This is a genomic window from Streptococcus penaeicida (assembly GCF_002887775.1).
Taxonomy (GTDB): domain Bacteria; phylum Bacillota; class Bacilli; order Lactobacillales; family Streptococcaceae; genus Streptococcus; species Streptococcus penaeicida.
In genome coordinates this window covers 1-21508 of record NZ_LOCM01000012.1, presented here as the reverse complement: position 1 = coordinate 21508, position 21508 = coordinate 1, and the positions used below count along the sequence as shown (strand labels likewise).

18 protein-coding genes and 3 pseudogenes are annotated in these 21508 nt (G+C 37.5%); all 21 read right to left on the bottom strand.

Annotation, left to right across the window (positions count from 1 at the left end; all coding sequences use genetic code 11):
- Positions 1–125: transposase (locus AT575_RS02840; RefSeq protein ID WP_174683088.1), on the bottom strand; the 125-nt coding region annotated here is incomplete at its 3' end.
- A 184-nt stretch (positions 126–309) separates the two neighbouring features.
- Positions 310–1661 (bottom strand): annotated as a pseudogene (gene gdhA, locus AT575_RS02835) (NADP-specific glutamate dehydrogenase).
- Between the two features lie 129 nt (positions 1662–1790).
- Positions 1791–3560: an ABC transporter ATP-binding protein gene (locus AT575_RS02830; RefSeq protein WP_102777066.1), complete on the bottom strand. Its 1770-nt coding sequence runs from the start codon at positions 3558–3560 to the stop codon at positions 1791–1793.
- Positions 3560–5299: an ABC transporter ATP-binding protein gene (locus tag AT575_RS02825; protein WP_102777065.1), complete on the bottom strand. Its 1740-nt coding sequence runs from the start codon at positions 5297–5299 to the stop codon at positions 3560–3562. Before AT575_RS02825 ends, AT575_RS02830 begins: the two co-directional genes overlap by 1 nt.
- 92 nt (positions 5300–5391) lie before the next feature.
- Entirely contained in the window at positions 5392–5868 is a 477-nt protein-coding gene (locus tag AT575_RS02820) for a GNAT family N-acetyltransferase (RefSeq protein ID WP_102777064.1), read from the bottom strand.
- A gap of 2 nt (positions 5869–5870) precedes the next feature.
- A complete protein-coding gene (locus AT575_RS02815) occupies positions 5871–7742 on the bottom strand; it encodes an ABC-F family ATP-binding cassette domain-containing protein (RefSeq protein WP_102777063.1) in 1872 nt (623 codons plus the stop codon).
- Positions 7735–8945, bottom strand: a pseudogene (locus tag AT575_RS02810) (CCA tRNA nucleotidyltransferase). Before AT575_RS02810 ends, AT575_RS02815 begins: the two are co-directional and overlap by 8 nt.
- Positions 8942–9709, bottom strand: coding sequence for a 4-hydroxy-tetrahydrodipicolinate reductase (gene dapB / locus AT575_RS02805; RefSeq protein ID WP_102777062.1), 768 nt, complete (start codon positions 9707–9709; stop codon positions 8942–8944). The pseudogene AT575_RS02810 and the gene dapB overlap by 4 nt, the downstream one beginning before the upstream one ends.
- An 11-nt stretch (positions 9710–9720) precedes the next feature.
- On the bottom strand, positions 9721–10572 hold the full coding sequence (locus tag AT575_RS02800; protein WP_102777061.1) for a DegV family protein: 852 nt from the start codon (positions 10570–10572) through the stop codon (positions 9721–9723).
- Positions 10572–10952, bottom strand: coding sequence for a DUF1149 family protein (locus AT575_RS02795; RefSeq protein ID WP_071793282.1), 381 nt, complete (start codon positions 10950–10952; stop codon positions 10572–10574). Before AT575_RS02795 ends, AT575_RS02800 begins: the two co-directional genes overlap by 1 nt.
- 69 nt (positions 10953–11021) lie before the next feature.
- A complete protein-coding gene (locus AT575_RS02790; RefSeq protein WP_102777060.1) occupies positions 11022–11543 on the bottom strand; it encodes a hypothetical protein in 522 nt (173 codons plus the stop codon).
- 198 nt (positions 11544–11741) lie between these two features.
- A complete protein-coding gene (locus AT575_RS02785; protein WP_174683087.1) occupies positions 11742–12353 on the bottom strand; it encodes a glucosaminidase domain-containing protein in 612 nt (203 codons plus the stop codon).
- Between the two features lie 136 nt (positions 12354–12489).
- A pseudogene (locus AT575_RS02780) lies at positions 12490–13106 on the bottom strand (glucosaminidase domain-containing protein).
- Positions 13107–13190: 84 nt separating this feature from the next.
- Positions 13191–15143: a PTS fructose transporter subunit IIABC gene (locus AT575_RS02775; protein ID WP_102777059.1), complete on the bottom strand. Its 1953-nt coding sequence runs from the start codon at positions 15141–15143 to the stop codon at positions 13191–13193.
- Positions 15140–16051 (bottom strand): 1-phosphofructokinase, encoded by a 912-nt coding sequence (gene pfkB / locus AT575_RS02770; protein WP_102777058.1) that lies wholly within the window; start codon positions 16049–16051, stop codon positions 15140–15142. Before pfkB ends, AT575_RS02775 begins: the two co-directional genes overlap by 4 nt.
- Positions 16048–16761 (bottom strand): DeoR/GlpR family DNA-binding transcription regulator, encoded by a 714-nt coding sequence (locus tag AT575_RS02765; RefSeq protein ID WP_102777057.1) that lies wholly within the window; start codon positions 16759–16761, stop codon positions 16048–16050. Before AT575_RS02765 ends, pfkB begins: the two co-directional genes overlap by 4 nt.
- A gap of 161 nt (positions 16762–16922) precedes the next feature.
- Positions 16923–17846 carry a 2-dehydropantoate 2-reductase gene (locus AT575_RS02760; protein WP_102777056.1) on the bottom strand — a complete coding sequence of 308 codons (924 nt, stop codon included), beginning with the start codon at positions 17844–17846 and terminating at the stop codon, positions 16923–16925.
- A 32-nt stretch (positions 17847–17878) separates the two neighbouring features.
- Positions 17879–18937 carry a PTS sugar transporter subunit IIC gene (locus tag AT575_RS02755; RefSeq protein WP_102777055.1) on the bottom strand — a complete coding sequence of 353 codons (1059 nt, stop codon included), beginning with the start codon at positions 18935–18937 and terminating at the stop codon, positions 17879–17881.
- Positions 18938–19089: 152 nt separating this feature from the next.
- On the bottom strand, positions 19090–20082 hold the full coding sequence (locus AT575_RS02750; RefSeq protein WP_102777054.1) for an NAD(P)/FAD-dependent oxidoreductase: 993 nt from the start codon (positions 20080–20082) through the stop codon (positions 19090–19092).
- Between the two features lie 8 nt (positions 20083–20090).
- The gene (gene trmD / locus AT575_RS02745; RefSeq protein ID WP_102777053.1) at positions 20091–20813 is read right to left on the bottom strand and encodes a tRNA (guanosine(37)-N1)-methyltransferase TrmD; all 723 of its coding nucleotides are present in this window, start codon (positions 20811–20813) and stop codon (positions 20091–20093) included.
- Positions 20803–21321 carry a ribosome maturation factor RimM gene (gene rimM / locus AT575_RS02740; protein WP_102777052.1) on the bottom strand — a complete coding sequence of 173 codons (519 nt, stop codon included), beginning with the start codon at positions 21319–21321 and terminating at the stop codon, positions 20803–20805. Before rimM ends, trmD begins: the two co-directional genes overlap by 11 nt.
- Positions 21322–21508: the final 187 nt, after the last annotated feature.

The window sequence follows — 21508 nt, the reverse complement described above, 5'->3', positions numbered from 1 at the left end:
AAAATCTCACCGAGACTACTTCTGTATTGATTATAGATTATTTTTCGTCTATACTTAGGGGTGAACACAATGTGATATTTGCACATCCACTTTGTGTGTGATAAGCTATGTGCCTTCTGTACCATATTTTGACTCCTTTCGCTTTACAATTGGCTTGAACACCTATATTGTACCGCGTTAGGAGTCTTTTGGGTATAACCTTTGATGCACACCCGCATAGCGGGTGGTTTTTTGTTTCACACCTTCGGAGTGAAACGGACTAAATGTCACATAACAAAAAGAACTCATCCATGATGAGTTCTTCAGTGATTAGACAAGACCTTGAGCATACATTGCTTCAGCAACTTTCAAGAAACCTGCAATATTGGCGCCAACCACCAAATTGCCTTCCTGACCGAATTCTTTAGCTGCCTCGGCTGAACTATGGTAAATATTTTCCATAATTTCATGAAGCTTCTGATCGACTTCCTCGAAAGTCCAAGCTGAACGGCCACTATTTTGCGCCATTTCAAGTGCTGATACGGCAACACCACCAGCATTTGCTGCTTTACCTGGACCAAAGAGAACCCCCGCCTCAAGGAAAAGATCGACAGCTTTTACAGTTGTTGGCATATTGGCACCTTCTACAACAGCAAGCACACCATTATCAATCAACATCTGAGCATCTTTGTAATCAATTTCGTTTTGAGTGGCACATGGAAAGGCCAAATCTGCTTTCAGCGACCAAATAGATTGACCATTACCAGTCGCTGTATAAGAAGCTTGAGGATATTTTTCAATATATGATTCAATTCTACCACGTTCGACTTCTTTAATTTGTTTTAAGGTCTCTAGATCGATACCGTTTTCGTCATGGATGTAACCTGAAGAATCAGATACAGCGATAACTGTCGCCCCTAGTTCTTGTAATTTCTCAGTAGCATAGATGCAACATTGCCTGAACCTGAAACAATAGCTGTCTTACCTTGAAAATCCTCATTTTTAGAATCCAGCATATGCTTGGCAAAGTAAACAGCACCGTAACCAGTAGCCTCAGTTCTCGTAAGTGAACCACCATAAGTTAAGCCCTTACCAGTTAAGACACCATTTTGATAGCCATTAAGTCGTTTATATTGACCAAAAAGATAGCCAATCTCACGACCACCAACCCCGATATCCCCCGCAGGAACATCTAAATCAGGACCGATATGCTTTTGTAACTCAGTCATAAAGCTTTGACAAAAACGCATAACTTCACGATCAGACTTCCCTTTAGGGTCAAAGTTTGAGCCCCCCTTACCACCACCAATAGGTTGACCTGTTAATGAGTTTTTAAAGATTTGTTCAAACCCCAGGAATTTAACAATTGATTGATTAACCGAAGGATGAAATCTTAAACCACCTTTGTATGGGCCAATGGCTGAAGAGAATTGGACACGATAACCACGGTTTACTTGGACCTGACCTTGATCATCTAACCAAGGGACACGAAAAGAAACAATCCTCTCAGGTTCCACTAAACGTTCAAGGATATTTTCCTCAATATACTCTGGGTATTTGTCAAAAACAGGAACTAGAGATTCAAAAACTTCCTCTACCGCTTGTAAAAATTCACCTTCGTGACTATTATAAGATTTTACTTTTTCAAAAACACTATTAACATATTCCGTACTTGTTACCATTAATTCACACTCCAATCTTAATCCCTTTATAAGATAATAAATATTATAAATTTTCTGAATATTTATGTCAAGCAATAACTGTATGTAAAAAAAACAATCTTTTCTTTTTTTGAAAAGATTGTTTTTAGATTATTGCGCATTCTTAAATTGACTTTCATATAAGTCATGATAAAAGCCTTTAGCAGCTAACAAACTCTCATGATTGCCTTGTTCAATAATTTGTCCATCTTTTAAAACGAGGATTTTATCAGCTTCTTGAATAGTCGATAAACGATGGGCAATGACAAAACTTGTTCTGCCCTGCATCAAATGCTTCATAGCCTTTTGAATTAAAAGTTCTAATCGGGTATCTACCGAGGAAGTTGCCTCATCCAAAATCAATATTTTGGGATCAGCTAGGAGGGCTCTAGCAATCGTTAATAATTGTTTTTGACCTAATGAGATATTACTAGATTCTTGATTCATTAACATCTGATAGCCACCAGGTAAGGTTCTGATAAAGTGATCAACATTTGCCATTTTAGCAGCATTGACAATTTCTTCATCGTTAGCCTTCAAGTTACCAAACTGTAAATTATCATGGATTGAGCCTTCGAATAACCAAGCGTCCTGTAATACCATGCCAAATTGACTACGATAGTCTTGACGTGATAAATCACGAATGTCAATGCCATCAACTTTTATAGCCCCTAGATTAACATCGTAAAAACGCATTAATAAATTAATCAAAGTTGTCTTACCAGCACCTGTTGGTCCAACAATGGCAATCATTTGACCAGGTTCAACTTCTAAATTAAAGTTTTCAATCAATGGCTTATGGGTGCTATATGAAAAAGAAACATCCTGGAAGGAAACCTGCCCCGTCAAAGGTCTCTTCAAGTTTCTAGTCACATCACTTAGTCCTTCAGGTTCATCCAATATAGCAAATATCCGTTCCAGAGATGATTTTGCACTTTGCAAACCAGGTGCTAACTGCGTAATCGTTTGAATCGGTTGACTAATTTGCCAAGTGTATTGAACAAAAGCCTGCATATTACCGAGTGTCAAAGTCCCTGCTAAAACTTTTAAGCCTGCTACCAAAGCAATAACCATATAGACCGAATCGGAAATAAAATGCAGTACCGGCATCATGATACCCGAAATAAAGCTGGCTTTAAAACCAATTTTTTGCAGTTTATCGGTAATCTGGTGAAATTCTACCTCAGATGCTTCTTCTCTTCCATAGAGTTTAAGGACATTAAAACCAGTTAAACGCTCTTGGACAAAGCCGTTCATTTCACCCAATACTTTAGCCTGTTCCTTAAAATAAGGTTGTGATTTTTTGAGAACAAACTGACTTGAAAAATAGATGATTGGAATTGATATAATCAGAATCATGGCTAACTGGACATTTAAATATAAAGTCATTGCGATAGCCAAGACAAGCGTTAAGATAGCATTTACAATCTGTAAAAATGATTGCTGCAAGGCATTCGATACTGTTTCAATGTCAGATGTGAAGCGACTGAGCATATCACCAAATTGATTCTTATCGAAATAGGACACAGGTATCCTATTAATCTTGCTACTAAGGTCGCTACGTAAATCTTTGATACTAGACTGAACTGCCTTAGTCATGAAATAGTTGGAGCCATAGGAACCAATTTCAAAAAAGAGAGCTCTGATAAAGTAGAGACAGAGGATTAAAGCGATATAATCCTTATTAAGACCCGCACCTTCAACACCCTTGGCCATGTCAATCAGATTTTTACCAATTTCGGTAATGGCAAGACCTAAAACATAAGGTTCTAAAACACTCATGCAGACACTGAGGACTTTAAGAGCTAAAGCTAGAGTAAGGAAGAGGCGATAACGACAAAGATAATGCCATAGACGTTTAAAGACATGTTTTTCGGTCATTAGTCCACCTCCACTTCAATTGAGCTATTGAGTTGCGAGTTGGCAATCTCTGAATAGATAGCATTGCTTTCCAACAACTCTTCATGGGTTCCACGACCAACAATTTCACCCTGATCTAAAACAATGATTTGATCAGCATCCATGATGGTTCCAACCCTTTGGGCAACAATCAGCACAGTTGCATCCTGTGTCACTTCTTTTAAACGCCGCCTTAATTCAGCATCTGTCTTATAATCCAAAGCTGAAAAGGAATCATCGAAAATGTAAATATCTGGTTTTTTAACGACAGCACGCGCAATCGATAGCCTTTGTTTTTGACCACCAGACAGATTACTTCCGCCCTCTGCCAGAAGCGTTTCATAACCCTCTTCTCTACTATCGATAAATGATTTGGATTGAGAGACATCACTTGCTTGGTCCAACTCAAGACGACTTGCATCTTCTTTACCATAGCGAATATTTTCTTCGATGGTTCCGGTGAATAGCAGAGCTTTTTGGGGAATAAAGCCAATTTTCGAGCGAAGGGCTTTTAATTGATAGTCCCTGACATCGATGCCATCGACCAAAATTTTTCCGAAAGTAACATCGAAAAAACGTGGGATTAAATTAACGAGAGAAGATTTCCCTGAACCTGTTGAACCAATAAAAGCAATGGTTTCTCCAGGCTTTGTCTTGAAAGAAATATTATTTAATACTGGATTTTCGGTTTCTCCTGGATAAGCGAAAGTCACATTATCAAATTCGAGATAACCTCTCGTTTCACTTTCAGTAATGCCATCATCATTCTTGGAAATTGACAGAGGCATTTCAAGGACTTCACTTATTCTTTGACTGGAAACAGCCATTCTTGGATACATGGTAAACAAATTGGCAAACATTAAAAAGGCAAACATAGCATGAAAACTATACTCAATAAAGGCTACTAAATCACCAATTTTAAAGGCTGCTTTTTGTAAAGGATCCAAAGCAAACCAAACAATAGCAACAATCATAGCAATAATGATTTGCACAAAAAGGGGTTCTGTTAAGCCAGTTAAGGTAAATAATTTTTTAGAGGTATTGGCATAATCTTGATTTTGTTTTTGAAAACGATCCTCTTGGAAACTTTCTCTGGAAAATGCCCGGATTACCCTTAATCCCGTTAAATTTTCCCGAACTAATTGATTGAGCCTATCCAAATTTGCTTGTTGCTTCTCAGATAAAGGTTTGGTTTTTATGGCAACATATAAAACAACAACAATTAAAAATGGCATTGATACTGCTACTATCCAAGCTAAAGAAGGGCTGGTTATCAAAATCATGATGACAGAAAAGAGCATCATAAAAGGGGTGACAACACCAAGTCGTAATCCCATTTCAGCAAATTGCATTAAGACAAAGGCATCATTAGTGATGCGGGTTACTAAGGAGGATACACCGATTTTTTCATACTCCGTATGCGAATAGTCCTGCAATTTTTGATACATATCGTTACGCAAGTCTTTTATCATTTGTGTTGTTAATTGACTTGAAGCATAGGCTAAAATAATGCGACCAATAACACCTAAAATAATAATGATGAACATGATACCTGTCCAAAAGTAAAGAGCTTGGGGATTTTTATCTGCTATTCCCTGGTCAATCATCTTAGCCAAAATCGAAGGCAATCCCAGATTAACCAAAACAAAAAATAAGGCACCAATAATATCAAGTACAATCCAAGCTTTACCTTTTTTTATATAAGACCAAATTAAGGCCATTTCACACCTCCATTTTGCTAAAAAAGAAGCGCAAGTCTGCACTCCTTCATTTATTCTAGTTTACCATATTTTCTGTGACTTGAGCAATGACCTTAGGTAAGATTTTTTAGCATCCAAATATCCATTAAAAAGTGGTTGTCTTGATTTGGCAATGGTCTTTCTAAGGATTCATAGCCCATCTTGTGATAAAAGGGGATAGCTTTTTCTAACTGACTTGAGCTTTCCAAATACATTTGCTTATAGTTCATTTGGCTAGCCACTTCTTCTACTTTTGCAAGGATGAAACTCCCAACTCCTTTTCCTCTAAAATCAGAGTCAACGTAACACTTTTGCAATTCACAAATACCATTGCTTATGGGACCAAAACCAGCACCAGCAATAATTTGTCCTTGCACTTCTACAACGAAATATGCTGAAGCTGGTATTTCTTGGTAATAATCAGTTAAATGATCTAGCTGAGGATCTGTATAAGCAGTTCCTGGAAGATTTAAAGCAACCTCTTCAAGTGAGGTTCGAATAATAGCAGCAATTTTGGGGTCATCCTTTTTTTGAATAGGTCTAATAAGCATTCTTATGGCTCCAATTCACTCAAATATTCATAACGATCATATTTTTCCAATAAGTATTCATTAAGTTGATCAATTTCTTTTTGTAAATCAGCAAGTTTCCCATAATCACTACCGACATCAAGCATCTGCTCTTCGAGACTAGTAATTTGCTCTTCAATGTCAGCAATCTCATCTTCGATTTTAGCCCATTCTTGTTTTTCCAAATAGGACATCCGTTTCTTATCCGTTAAAATCTTAGCTTCCATTTTAGGAGCTTTTTTAGGTTTGAGAATTTGATTTTCCTTTTGAAATTCTTTTTCATCCAAGTAGTCACTATAATTTCCAAAGAAAGTCTTAATCTGACCACTCTCAAAAGATAAGATTTTATTAGCTACTTTATCCAGGAAATAGCGGTCATGACTTACCGTGATAACGGGACCCGAAAAGGAATTTAAAAAATTTTCAAGTACTGTTAAGGTTGCAATATCTAAGTCATTTGTAGGCTCATCTAATAATAAAACATTGGGCTTTTCAATTAATATTTTCAAGAGATAAAGTCGTTTTTTCTCACCACCTGAAAGTTTACCAATGAGTGAACCATGGGTTGACCTTGGAAAGAGGAATTGTTCGAGTAATTCACTGATACTTGTAGTACCGACACTTGTTTTCACTTCATCCGCTACTTCCTGAAGGTAGGAGATAACCCGTTTGCCCTCATCCATGCCTTTGATTTGTTGTGAAAAGTATCCAATTCGAATGGTTTCACCAATATCAACCTTGCCATCTGTAGCTTGGATGTCTCCATTTATCAATTGTAATAGCGTTGTTTTACCAACCCCATTATCACCTACAATACCAATACGATCCTTATTTTGAATCAAAAGATTGAAGTCGCTAATTAAGGGTTTGGATGGCTCATAAGCAAAGGACACATCTTCAAAATTAATGACTTTCTTACCAATCCGACTGGTTTCAAAGGACATTTCCAAATCGTCACTTGATGTGCTTTGAGACAAATCAGCTTTTAGGTCATTAAAACGGTTAATTCGGGCTTGTTGTTTGGTTGCACGCGCCTGCGGTTGGGTCCTCATCCAAGATAATTCTTGCTTATACAATTGTTTTTTCTTGTGCAGACTGGCCGCGTCACGCTCATCTTGCTCTGCCTTCAAACGAACATAATCTTGATAATTGCCCTGATATTCTATCAGGCTTGCATTATCCAACTCAAAAATGCGAGTAGCCAGATTGTCTAAGAAGTAGCGATCATGAGTGATGAAGAGGACGGTTTTTTTACTTGATTTGAGATAGTTGGTTAACCAAGCAATGGTATCAATATCCAAATGGTTAGTTGGTTCGTCGAGTAACAATAAATCTGCAGCTCCTAGAAGGACTTGTGCTAATTGGACCCGTCTTCTTAAGCCCCCTGATAACTGTCCTACTTTTTGATTGAGGTCGGAAATACCAAGTTTAGAGAGAACTGTTTTAACATCACTCTCAATTGACCAAGCATCTAAACGGTCCATCTCAGCCATGACTTTTTCCAAACGACCTTGGTTAGATTCTGAATAATCAGCCATTAATTGTTCATATTCACGAATCAATTTCATTTCTGCCAGGTCAGCTGAAAGTACGGTATCCAAGACTGTAACCTGATCATCGAAATCAGGATCCTGGGTTAAATAGGCAATTTTATAGTCATTGGCCTTCATGAAAGGGGAGACATCGCCATCGAAGCCCAACCTACCAGAGATGACATCTAATAAAGTCGTTTTACCAGTCCCATTGACGCCGATGATTCCAATGCGATCATAATCATGAATGAGGAAAGAAATTTCTCGAAAAACGGTTTTATCACCTACTGATTTACTTAATTTTTCAACTAAAAAGTCACTCATTTTCTTTCCCTTCTTCAATAAACTGGCGGATAGCTTCAATCTGATTTGGGACTTGTCCATTAACAATGGCTAGCTCAACTCGATTTAAAATTTCACCTAATTTCGGCCCCGGTTTTACACCCATTTCCTGCATTAGATATCGACCATTAATCGCCATTTCATGTTTATCATGGATGACTAATGCCTCATCCAACTCCTGAATTCTGGTAAAATCAGTCTCTAAAGCCCTGGCTTGACGCAAATCTTCTACAAGGAGAGCCACTTCTTTACCGAAGGTGTAGAGACTTAGCTTATCCAGCTCCTGCTTTTCCCTAAGATAATAAAGACTGACAATCTTATTAACAGCTTTTTGAAAGTCATTGGACGTTTTCCATTTTTTGAGAAAAGCTCTGCTGTCACTGATACCTAAACTGATTATCAGATGTGCCCATGCTTGAGCAGAATTCCTAAAGGTAAAGGTGTCCCTTAAAACAGCCATAAGCTAAGTAAGTCACCTTCTTTACCGGCTAGGTACGGTAAGAATTGATTAGCTTGCGCCTCAATTAATAAGGACAAGCCTTTGCGCCAATGCTCAGCCATTAATAACTTATCAAACTCAATAAAGATGCGTTCCACAGAAATTTTTGCTAAGAGCTTAGCCTCTTGTTTCATGGCCTGATAGGTCGCCTCTTCGATTGTAAACCCTAACGTGGCAGCAAAACGGAATCCGCGCATGATGCGAAGAGCATCCTCTTCAAAGCGTTCATGGGCCTTGCCAACTGCTCTCAGACTCTGATTTTTTAAGTCATCCAAACCATTGAAACAGTCAATGATATTGCCTTCTTCATCTAAAGCTAAGGCATTAACGGTAAAGTCTCTACGTTTTAAATCTTCTTCCAGAGAGCGCACGAAAGAGACATGGCTAGGTCGTCGAAAATCAACATAGACATCTTCCGTTCTAAAAGTTGTGATTTCGTACTCTCCACCATTTTCTAAAACAAGGACCGTTCCATGTTCAATTCCCACATCTACTGTCCTTGGAAAAATACTTTTTGTTTCTTGGGGATAAGAAGAGGTAGCAATGTCAACATCGTGAATCGGACGATTTAGTATGACGTCACGAACACTACCTCCTACGAAATAGGCCTCAAACCCCGCTTCTTTTATTTGCCTTAGTATTGGTAAAGCCTTCTGAAATTCAGAAGGCATTGTCATTAATTTCATAATAAATTCTCTAATCCATAGACCAGTTGTTTTTCTTTGACAACTGATTTAATTCCAATTTTGACACCTTGCATGAAAGATTGTCGGTCATATGAGTCATGTCTGATGGTCAGTCCCTCTCCAGGACCACCAAAAAGTACTTCTTGATGAGCAACTAGACCCGGCAAGCGAACACTGTGTATGTGAATTCCCTGATAGTCTGCACCACGAGCTCCTGCAATGAGTTCCTCCTCATCACTTAGCTTCCTTTTAATTGTTGAACGCTTTTCAGCAATTACTTGTGCCGTTTTTAGAGCCGTCCCACTTGGTGCGTCTTTTTTCTGATTATGGTGCAATTCAATAATTTCAAGATCAGGAAAATATTGAGCTGCTTTCTCCGCAAATTCCATTAGTAAAATAGCTCCAATGGCAAAATTGGGTGCGATAAGACCACCGATTTCTTTCTGAACAGAGAGGGCGACGAGATGGTCTATCTCAAGATCGCTAAAACCTGTCGTCCCAACTACTGGTGCAAAGCCATTCTCAAGAGCAAAGAGAGTATTCTCAAAAGCTACGTCTGGTTTGGTAAAGTCTACCCAAACATCTGCCTCGAGATTTTGTAATTCTTCTTTTGCTTTAAAAACTGGAATCCCTTGGTATTGGTCGACTTCAGTATGCGGATCTAAAAGTCCAACTAATTCTAGCTCTGGATCAGCTAAAACCATTGATGTTGTGGTTGATCCCATTTTGCCACGATATCCGGCAATGATGACTTTTATTCCCATAGTGTTTTCCTTTATTCAATAATAGGTGAAAAGCCGACTGCAACTGCATTAGAACCCAAGTGAGCTCCTACAACAGTTGAAAAGTTGGCTTCAGTAAACCGGTCTGATAAACCACTTTCCAGTAATAAATCTTTTAAGGTTACAGCTTTTTTAGCACCATTAGCATTCATGATTGAAAATTCATACTCACCTTCTTTGGCTTTGTCGTTTAGTAATTCAACTAAGCGTTTCATGGCTTTTTTTTCAGTCCTAATTTTTTCAAAAACAACAATCTTTCCTTCATCATTAAAATTCAGGATAGGCTTGATGCTAAGGAGGTTCCCTAAGAGTGCTGAGCCGTTTGACAAACGACCACCTTTAACCAAATGATTTAAATCATCTACTAGAATGTAAGCAGACGTTCCTTCAATCTTAGTATGTAATTTACTAAGAATAGTCTCAAAACTATCGCCATCAGCATTCCATTTCATGATACTTTCAATCATATTTCCGGTAGGAACAGATGCAATCTTACTATCTGGAAAGGCAATTGTAAGTTCAGGATGTTCGTCAATCAAAAATTGAATGTTCTGCCAGAAGCCTGAAATACCACCCGCTAAAAATAAACCAATGACATGGGTGTAACCAGAAGCATGAATATCTGATAAAATTTCGTCTAATTCAGTTAAAGATGGTTGACTAGTTTTAGGTAATTCTTGGCTTTCTGCCATTTTTTGATAAAATTCATCCAGACTGATGTTGATGCCTTCATAAAAAGTTTCATTATCAATGATAACTGGAATATTAAGGACATATAAATCATCATGATTTTGTAACACTTCTGGAATAGCAGTTGTGTTATCGGTAACGATTGCTAATTTCATTAATTTTTAAACTCCAAATTAATTCCCGGTCTATCAAGTGCAATTTCAGTCACTTCGTATGTTAAGCGTTGAACCATGTCAAGCAATGGTTCAGCTAAGGATTCGACTTCTTCTTGACTAAATTCACTTGGTTTGTCAATCAAACGATCGATAATGCGAACCATTTGGGAAATAACACCACCAATGACGAATTCTTCCTTAACAATCATAAATTGTAGGACAGATACAATAACTGTTTCATTTTTTTCTTCGTCCTTGTTAAGCAATTGGAAAGTGACTTCAAAATTTGTTTCAGGGGTTCCGTTTTCTTTTTCCCATTCTAAATTTCGAGCATCATAGTGATATTGATTAACAAATTCTTTTTCGCGATATACTTGCATGATTTATTTTTCTCCTTGAGCGTTATGCCCCATTATAGCATAGAATTTTAGATTATTAAAGTTTGCTCTTTAGTACTTTTTCTGCGGGTGACGCTCGATAATCTCAGGATGAGCAGCCAAGGTTTTTTTACCTTTTTCTAACAAAGAATAGGAACGTAATTTAAATTTTTGACCTAAACTCTCTTCAGAATATTCACGAGCCATAGCTTGATCAAGGTCAGGACGTTTCATCTTAGAAAGGCCTTTAACATCTTTTTCCTTTAAAAACTCTTTTAATTGAATTGCCGACAGGTGTTTTAAAGAATCGAATGCCGAATCAACAGCAACATAATTATTGGCTATTAACCAGTCTAATTCCTTTTCAGCATCAATCCCATAAGTTGTATAGAAATATTTATGATGCGGATTTTCAGTCGTATAGGTGCCAAAATTAATCCGCCAAAGCATGATAATATGACCAGGAAGGAGTCCTTCAACAGTCCGAGTCATATTTCGTTTAGGAATAGGCTTTTGAATTAAATCCAGTTCATATTTAGGATTCACAAATGGTTTTTCAGGATGATTTTCATATACTTCTTTTATTGTTTTCATGGTCTTATTATAACAAAAAAACCACCCAATTTGGATGATTTTAGTCTAAAGAATAGCATTAATTACCATTTTTCAAAGCAGACCAAGCCTCGTCTTGAGCAAGGGTTTCTGCATCCGTGTAAGAACCACGATAATGATTCCAGATCAGATTACTTGTATCGGTAGTTGCACTTGCCCCAACAACTTGGCCAGAGGCATCTAACTAGTTGCTTGCGTTTGTGCCGGAGTAACCACATCATAGGCAGTTAAACCATAAGTTTGAATGATGTTATTAAGTTTGACATTGTAAGATGTATCGGTAGCATAAAGACCTGTCAAGGCTGCTGTTGCATCTTGATAAGACAAGGTATTTGAGCGACGAACACCAGCATAAATGGGTGAACTTAACAAATTAGCATAATCGTATAAGGAATCAGCAATACTTGGATAAGATCTGAAAGCTGCATCAATTTCGTAAGGATTACCTTGACCATCATCTTCCCAAGTTTTCATGGTAACTGATGCCCCATTATAAGAACCTTTAATACCAAAGAAATTATAGTTGGGTGCTTGACTTAAACCTGATTGGCCATTACTTGATTCTAAAATAGCTTGGGCAATCATCACTGACGCATAAAGATCTCTTTCTGCAGCAATCTGACTAGCTGTCCCTGCAATTTCATTGATAAATGTTTGCGTCGGTCCATATGCCAAACTATCGGCCTCAACTTTCTTTTGTTGACTTTGACCTTGTGTCAGAATGATTAAACCAAAGACTAGTGCGGCCATAAAAATGACTAATAAGCCTTTATTACCTTTCAATTTACTCATCTATTATTCATCCTTTATCTCTTTTGTTAGGTGAATAATATTATAACACACAAGTTTAGTATTTGGATACGAAAATTTGCTATTTAAATTTTTTGATATCAATTTGTAGCAAAACTGCAATATTTATCTCTTTTTTTTAAAATGGATAATCAAATAAATCCAAGCGATAGACCGAAATAATTCGGTTTAATTTTTCGTGATAAGTCGTATCGGTAGCGTAAGATCCGGTTAAGACTTTAGTAGCCTCTAAATAGGATTTGGACTGAGACTGGTGTGTTTTTTTGTATAAAGGATCTGATAAGACACGGGCATAATCTTTAAAGGCATTGGTTACTGTACCATATTGTCGAAACTTGGCATCAATTTGATAAAGATTTCCATCGCCATCATCTTCATTCGTCGGTAAAATGACCGACTTGCCTGGTATTCTCCTTTGATTCCAAAGAAATTATAATATGGCTTTTGACTTAATTGAGATAAGCCATTGTTTGATTCTAAGATAGCTTGCGCTAACATGATGGATGGATAGAGATCATTTTTCTGAGCAATTGCCTGTGCTGGTCGGGCTGTCCGCGAGAGAAAATGCATGGTTGGATTGGCAGCATAAGCTGACAATTTATCTTTGTACCATCTTAAAGATAAAAATGATGTTAAAAAGCAAAGCAATATCATCAACATGACTCGTTTTTGGAACTCTAATCTGGAAGCTGACTTAGAACTATTTTTTCTTCCTCTTCTACTTTTAGTTGCCATCTTAACTCCTTTTCATCTTCCTCTAAGTATACCAAAAAACTAGAATCTTAGCAGATTCTAGTTGATTTTAGCTTGTTTCTTAGCTTAGATTTTTTTACGAAGGGCACCAAATAACACACCTGATACTAGGGCACCGATTGCCACAAAGACTAAGTAAAGGATTGGGTTACTTGTAAGGGCAATAACGAAGATACCGCCATGTGGAGCCATCAATTTGATTCCTGCTAGGCCAACAAGAGCTCCTGTTAAAGCAGAACCTGCGATAAAGCTTGGGATAGCACGAGCTGGGTCAGCTGCACCAAATGGGATTGCTCCTTCTGTGATGAATGAAAGTCCCATGATGATATTTGTAAGTCCAGATTCACGTTCTTCTTTAGTAAATTTGTCTTTAAATAATAGAGTTGCTACAAAGACTGCTAATGGTGGAACCATACCACCTGCCATTACTGCTGCCATTACGACTGAACCACCTTTGGCAACTGATGCTGCTAGAGTACCTGTACCAAAGACATAGGCTGCTTTATTTACTGGTCCACCCATATCAACAGCCATCATACCACCAACTAACAAGCCCATTAAGACAGCTGAGCTACCAGATAAACCTTGTAGGAAGTTATTAAGGGCTGTATTAATGGCTGCCATTGGGATGTTGACAAAGAGCATTAGGAAACCTGTTATTAAGACACCAAGTAATGGATAAAGAAGGATAGATTTAACACCTTCTAATGAACGTGGTAAGCCTGAAAGTAATTTGCGAAGTAAGAGGATAACACCACCTGCTAAGAAACCACCAACTAAAGCGCCAAGGAAGCCTGAAGGTACACCAGCAAGAGCAAGTGATTTTTCACCACCAGCCGCAAAAGCTACCTTACCAAAGGCCAAACCATTTGAAGCAATAGCTCCAGCTACGAAACCTGCAACTAAACCTGGTTTTTCAGCAATTGAATAAGCAATGTATCCAGCTAGAACTGGAAGCATGAATGAGAAGGCTGCTCCACCGATGTTTTTAAAGATAGCTGCAATCTCATGATATGAACCCAAGTTTCCAAGTTGGTCTTTAGGAACCCCTAGCATATTATCCAATAAGAAGGCTAGAGCGATCATAATACCACCACCAATAACGAATGGTAACATTTGTGAAACACCACCCATAAGGTGTTTGTAGAATGCACCACCAAGAGATAATTTTTCTTGGCTACTTGCTGCTACTTGACTATCATTCTTAGCTTGGTAAGGACTTGCTTTACCATCTAAAATTAGTGAAATTAATTCTTGGCTTTTCTTAATGCCGTCAGCAACTGGACGAGATACTAATGGTTTACCGTTGAATCGATCCATTTCAACAGCTTTATCAGCAGCAATAATAACACCTTCTGCTTTTTGAATATCTTCAGCAGTTATACGGTTACCGACACCAGAAGCTCCATTAGTTTCAACTTTAATACCAACTCCCATTTCAGCCGCTTGTTTTTTCAAAGCTTCTTCTGCCATATAGGTGTGGGCGATACCTGTAGTACATGCTGTAACTGCAACGATAAATGGTGCATCAGCTTTTGCAACAACTGCTTCGGAAGTTTTTCCTTCTTCTTCTGAAGCATCAAATAAGGCAATCACATCATCAGGACTTTGAACAGCTCTTAATTTATCAGCAAAACCATCTTTTAAAAGGTATTGAGATAATTGTGCAAGGGCTGCTAAGTGCGTATCATTTGCTCCTTCTGGAGCAGCAATCATAAAGAATAAATCAGTGGCTTGACCATCAAGAGCTTGGTAATCTAAACCATTAGCTGACTTAGCAAATAGAACACTAGCTTGACTGACAGCTTCATTCTTACTGTGTGGCATGGCAATACCATCACCTAAACCAGTTGATGTTTGTGCTTCACGCGCCATGATACCAGCTTTGAAAGTTTCAAAATCAGTAACGACATTTTTCTCAACAAGTTTGCCAATCATTTCATCAATAGCTGATTCCTTGCTACTTGCTTGTAAATCTAAAATCATCAAGTCTTTTCTTAATAAATCTTGAATTTTCATCTTTTTTCCACCTCTACTTTTTGATAAGTTTCTTTAATAAAATCAATAGTTGCCAAATCATCAGAGAAAGCTGTTGCTGTACCACAGGCAACACCCCATTTTAAGGCTTCAACAGGGTCCTTTGTTGTGACGAATTTACCAGTAAAACCAGCTACCATCGAATCACCGGCCCCGACAGAATTCTTTACAGTTCCTTTAATCGGTTTGGCAAAATAAGAATCTTGCGGTGTTACCAACAAGGCACCATCACCAGCCATCGAAATGATAACGTTTTGTGCACCCATTTCGATAATCTTGCGGGCGTATTTTTCAACATCAGCAAGACCATTTAGTTTGACATCAAAGATAGCTTCTAATTCATGATTATTTGGTTTAACCAACAAGGGTTGATAGGCTAAAGCATCTAAGAGAGTTTGCCCTTCAAAGTCACAGACAACTTGAGCACCTGTCTGACCAACCAAAGGAATTAATTCATCGTAGATCGCATTGCCAATATTTGAAGGGGCTGAGCCAGCAAAGACAACTGTATCTTCAGCTCTTAAGCCTGATAAAATACCTTTCATGGCTTCAATATCAGCAGCTGTAATTTCTGGACCACGTCCATTAATTTCAGTTTCTTGATCTGATTTAATTTTGACATTAATCCGTGTATCTTGGGCAACAGGAATAAAGTTAGTCCTGATATGCTCAGCACTCAAGCTTTCTTCAATAAAGCGTCCTGTAAAGCCGCCCATAAATCCTGTAGCCACGTTATCAACATTCAATCGTTGAAGGACACGACTAACATTAATACCTTTCCCACCAGCAAATTTATCATCACTATCCATACGATTGACTGCACCTGTTTCCAAATGCTCAATGCGGACGATAAAGTCGATAGAGGGATTAAGGGTTACCGTATAAATCATACTTCAATCACCTTTGCTCTTTCTTTTATTTTTCCTAATAAAGTTGAACTAGACTTTTCTGTAATAATGCCAATATCATCAATTGCTGCCACTTTTACAAAGGAAACATGACCGATTTTTGAGGCATCTGCCAAAATATAGGACATCTTGGCATTGGTGATAATAGACCTCTTAATAACAGCTTCCTCCATATCAGGTGTTGTTAAATAAGAAGCATCAATACCATTCATTCCCAAAAAGGCTTTATCAAAATTCATTAATTGGATTTGTTCCAAAGCGACATTTCCAATACTAGCATCTGTTGTTTGTTTGACAAAACCACCAATAATAATTGTTTTTAAATTCATCTCAACTAGCTTAGCTGCGTGATGTATGGAATTGGTTACAACAGTAATATTCTTTTGTGTTAGTAAAGGTATCAAGAATTCGGTAGTTGTCCCAGCATCAATAAAAATAACATCATTATCATGAATCAACTCTGCTGCTTTTTGAGCCAAAATCATTTTGCTTTGACTGTTTTTGACAGATTTTTCGCTATTGGATAATTCTTCTTGAAGGGAAGGAAATAATTCAGCTCCACCATGAACACGATGCAATTTGCCTTCTGCTTCCAATTCGTCCAAGTCTCTTCTAACTGTTGATTCAGAGGTGTTCAAGCTTGAAACTAAATCTTCTAACGATACATAGTTATCTTTAGCGATTTGTTCCATAATCACTTGTTTGCGCTTAGATTTTAAGATAAGATCACCACTTTCTGTAATCGGTTACAGATAAATTATACTATATAATCTTTCAAAGTCAAGCATGTTCTTTCATTTTCTGTCAAAACAATCAAAAAAAAAAGTCGGATTACTCCGACTTTAAGCTAAAATTATTTAATTTTAAGAATTTCTTCTTTAGCATGGACTAATTGTGTGATAAGACGGCAATATGGTGTGTCAATGCCAAGTTTTGCACCTTTAGTATTAACAGCGCCATTGATAAAGTCAATCTCAGTTAAACGATGATTTTGAACTAAATCTTGGTGCATTGATGGGTAATGGTGTGCTGCTTTAACTGATGTGTCAAAAACATATTTAACAATTTCTTCTTCGTTTAAGCTAACACCTTCTGCTTCACCGACAACAACAAACTCATGAATGATTTCTTTAACCATTTTTGGTCCATCTTCACTAGCGAAAAGTTCACCAATTGTGCAATCTAAAAGGGCACAAGTTGAGTTCATTGTTCCGTTAACACAAGCTTTTCTCCAAATATTTGGAAGAACATTTTCATCATAAGTAGCGAAAAGTTTTGCTTCAGTAAGCATATCAGCTACTTGACGACCAGCTTCTTGGTTTTCAGCATCCATACTTTGTAAGTTAAGGGCACCAACTCCTTGTAAGTGTGCATGTCCTGGTCCTTCTAAACCAGCTGTCCACACAGTAACACCCATTAAAATGTTATGTTCAGGAATGTATTGACGGATAACTTCTTCGTGACCTAAACCATTTAAAAGACAAAGTACTTTTGTTTCACTACCAATGATACCTTTAATATCTTGAAGCATTTGTGGCAATTGCATCGCTTTAGTAAAGAGGATAATTAAATCCGCTTCTTTAGTTGCTTCAGTTGGTTTCATGATTGGAAGTTTTACAGTTTCTTCAACATCACCTGTAATTTTCAAACCATTTTCTTGGATAGCTTTGATATGATCTTCCCAGTTATCTAAAAGAATAACATCATTTCCTGTTTTAGAAATTTGGTAACCAAAACGGCAACCCATTGCTCCAGAACCTGCGATATAAACTAACATGCTTATCTCCTTTATCTCTTTATAATATATGATTAACCTTCAAAGACAAAGATTTCGTCTTTGTAAAGTTTAAGAACGTCTTTACAAATTTTATGTGCTACAAAGCTAACACCAAATGGAATCACTATCCATGAAAGAATAATCATGAGAACATTACTTCCACCTGCAAGTGAAGCAATTGGTCCTACAGCACCAACAAGTCCAAAACCAGATGAAGCTGGTGTACCAACTAAGTTAAATAATGGAACAGTTAATGAAGAAATTGCTGCAGTAATGATCATTGGAATTGCCATGATTGGGTGTTTCAAGAAGTTAGGCATCATCATTTTCATTGCTCCTAAAGCGATGGCAATTGGAACACCTGATTTGTTAACTTTTAATGTTGCCCAAACAAGGAATGCTGCTGTTGCTGCAATACCCATTGAAGCTGCACCTGCTGCCATACCATTTAAACCAATAGCTAAACCGATAGCAACTGTTGAAATAGGGCTAACAATAAGCAATGCAAAGGCAATAGCGATAAGAATTGACATTAATACTGGTTGTAAAGTTGTGAATGAGTTGATACCTTGTCCGATAAGTGTTGTTACGTAAGAAACGTATGGTAATAATTTCCAACCAATGTAACCAACACCTGTACCAATAATAATTGGAAGTAAGATGATTGTTAATGAGCCAAATTTGTTACCAAACCATTTAACGGCTAATACAGCTAAACTTGCTGTAATCATCATGTTAATAAGGTCACCAATACCTCTAAGTTGGAAGCTACCTACGGCAACACCTTTTTGAACAACTTCTGAATACATCCAAGCACCAGAACCGATATAAGCTGCACCACCAACTGCTAATTGTTGCATTGGGTTGAATTTAAATTGTTGACCAATTAAAAATCCAGCCATTATTGGTGTAAAGAATTGGAAAACTTGTACGACGTGCAAGAATTCTGCTGCTGTTGCATTTGGTAACAATGGTTTTAAGAATGTTGCCAAAATTGCATTTGGGATTAGGGCTACGACGATGGCTGTTGCAGTACCAGCCAAAATCTTGTTCATAAATGAAGAAAAAGTTTCTTTGTTTTCTGTTGTCATTTTTCATGACCTCTCTAAATTTTTTAGTGTGAAATCAATCACATTCACAAGTTAATTATATCACAATTGCAAGCGATTGAATAAAAATTCAAAAAAATTAACCTATGGAATAATTTATAGTTCCATAGGTTAATTTTATAGTTTTTATAAATTTAATCAATAAGTGAGGTTGAATGAACAACGCGGTTATCCCGATCTGGATATATCTGATTAATCGCTTGATTAACTGCCATCGGAGCTTCACCAAAGCCTGTAGCTATCAAGTCCACTTTTCCATCATATTGGGCAGCATCACCAATGGCATAAATACCTTTTTGGCTGGTTTCAAAATGATTGTCAACGTTAATACTGGTCCGTTTAAAATCAAGGTTCCAATTCTTAAGGTTCTTATTTGATGTTGAAAAACCATAACTGACAATCAGAGCATCCATTTCAAGCGTGATTTCTTCTTCTTCCTTGACCTTTTGAATAACTAACTGTTCAGCTCGGCCATTTTTCCCATATAAAGCTTTAGGAATATAAGGAGTTAACATTTTTACGCCAGATGCTTTTAAGAGCTCTACACTATGTTCATGAGCACGAAAAGCTTCCCGACGGTGAACTAAGGTAACACTTTCAGCTAAACCGTATAAGGCCAAGGCCCAGTCAACTGCTGAATCGCCACCACCACAGATAACAACTTTTTTACCTGCAAATTGATTCAATTTATGGACATTGTAAAAGATGTTGTCGTCCGCAAATTCCTCTTCGCCTTCCAAACCAAGGGTTTTGGGTGCGAAAGCACCGTTTCCACAAGCAATAATGATGGCTTTGGTTTGGTGTTGATCTTTTTGTGTTGTAATGGTAAACCCTTCTTCTGTTTTTTCAAAAGACTGAACTTCCTCTTTTAAACAAACGCTTAGTCTGTCCTGAAAACGACTCAATTGCTTGATTAAATTATCGGTTAATTCTGCACCAGTTACTGCTGGAATTGCTGGAATATCATAGATTACTTTTTCAGGATATAAGATAGCAGGTTGGCCACCTAATTCTGATAAACTTTCAATAATCTTAACCTGCATGCCACGAAGTCCAGCATAAAAGGCAGCAAACAACCCAACTGGACCACCACCAATGATGGTAATGTCATATACTTTTTCCTTCACAACTACTCCTATTCTTGGTATTCTTTTTTTATTTTTTCTAATAGTTTTTCTTCTTCATCCGTCAGCTGATAATGTTCCAATAGGTCCGGTCTTCTTAAATAGGTTTTACGCAAACTCTCTTCTAAGCGCCAGCGACGAATATTCTCATGATGACCACTCATTAAGACCTCAGGCACAGTCATCCCACGAAAATCATAGGGTCTGGTATATTGCGGATACTCCAAAAGGCCTGAAGAGAAGGAATCATCCTGATGACTAGCTTCTTTACCAATCACATTTGGAATTAAGCGAACAGTTGCGTCAATCATGGTCATTGCCGCTAGTTCCCCTCCGGTTAATACAAAGTCGCCGATGGAGATTTCGTCTGTGACCAAGCTTTTTATGCGCTCATCGTAGCCTTCATAGTGGCCACAGATAAAAATTAATTCTTGCTCCTGAGCCAGTTCTTCAGCATAGGCCTGGTCAAAAGTTCTACCCGCAGGATCAAGCAAGATGACACGAGGATTTTTGCGGTCAATTTTTTCGATGGTGTCAAAAATAGGCTGGGCGCGTAGTAACATACCCTGTCCACCGCCATAAGGTTCGTCATCAACGTGTCTAGCTTTTTCAGCATTTTCCCTAAAATTATGGTAGGAAATATCCAGTAATCCTTTTTCGCTTGCCTTGCCAACAATTGATGCTTCTAAAGGGGCAAACATTTCTGGAAAAAGGGTTAAAATATCAATCTTCATCGTCAAGACCTTCCATAATCTCGACGTCTACTCGCTTAGCTTGAAGATCAACATTGAGAACCACTGGTGGAATATAAGGGAGCAATAAGTCTTTCTTACCTTTTCGTTTAACAACCCAAACATCATTGGCACCAGGTTGCAAGATGTCAGAAATTTTTCCGATCAACTGGTCACCTTCATAGACATCCAATCCAATGATTTCGTGATAATAAAATTCATCATCTTCCAATTCAGTCAGGTTTTCTTCAGCAACCTTCACAGAAAAGCCTTTAAATTTTTCCACATCATTAATATGATACATGTCTTTGAACTTAACAATGTCAAAATTTTTCTGTTGGCGATGGCTAACAATTTCAACTTCTTGGACAAATTGATTTTTGTCATCGAACAAGGCTAAACGTGATCCTTTTTGATAACGTTCTTCAGCAAAATCACTGACTGAAAGAAGACGTAATTCTCCCTGCAAGCCTTGTGTATTAACAATTTTTCCAACATTATAATATTTCATTCTTACTCCTGTGTCATTTCTGGAAATAAATTATGCCAGAGATTTTCTACAACTAGATTCTATTTTAACACCTTCAACACTTTTTTGCATCCTATTGGAAAGAGAATTTCTTTAGAATTTTTAAAAATTCTTACCATTCTGCTAACAATTTTCTTCTGTGAATACTGTGTAGATAATTGGCGTGAAT